At 48.0% G+C, this 546-nt stretch carries 1 pseudogene; it reads right to left on the minus strand.

The window, feature by feature from the left end:
- Positions 1 to 89: 89 nt before the first annotated feature.
- A pseudogene (locus R7044_RS27450) lies at positions 90 to 546 on the minus strand (hypothetical protein); the annotation flags it as partial.

Below are 546 nucleotides of genomic sequence, written 5' to 3' on the forward strand. Positions count from 1 at the left end.
GCTTGCTCATAACTGAAAGACAGGCGTCGCTCGCCTGTCTTTGATGTGCTCAACAAACATGGGTTTGTTCGTCATGTTCTCTCTCTCCGTTAATTCACATTGGCCGTTGCTACCGCGATAGAGTCGGAAAACGACAGCGTGAAATCTCGCTCTGTATTGAGCACTTTGGCCGGAAACTCTAAGCTTAATTGCGCGTGCGGCGCGACTTCTGAAGCAATACTGGTGACGAATTTTCGAGTTTCTCCTGGAGAGATCGACAAGCTGTTTCCACCTTTGGATGAAAGCTCAGCAATGCCCATAGTTTGCAGCGTGTTGCCTGCAGTATCAGCCAGATGCAGCAAAGATTCTGACTTATAGACCAACTCTCCACTTTCGGTGCGATATGCACTAAATGTGTTGAAGTTTGGCTGTAATGAACCTTGAGAACCTACGTTTGTGACGGAGAACATCACGTTAGAACCATCAAAATTCTCGACTTTCACCAACACGTTACCGTCTTGGTAACGAGCGGCTGCCGCAGCACTTGCTTGCTGTTTCTGCCTCTGT

The organism is Vibrio sp. 1402 (genome assembly GCF_033340275.1).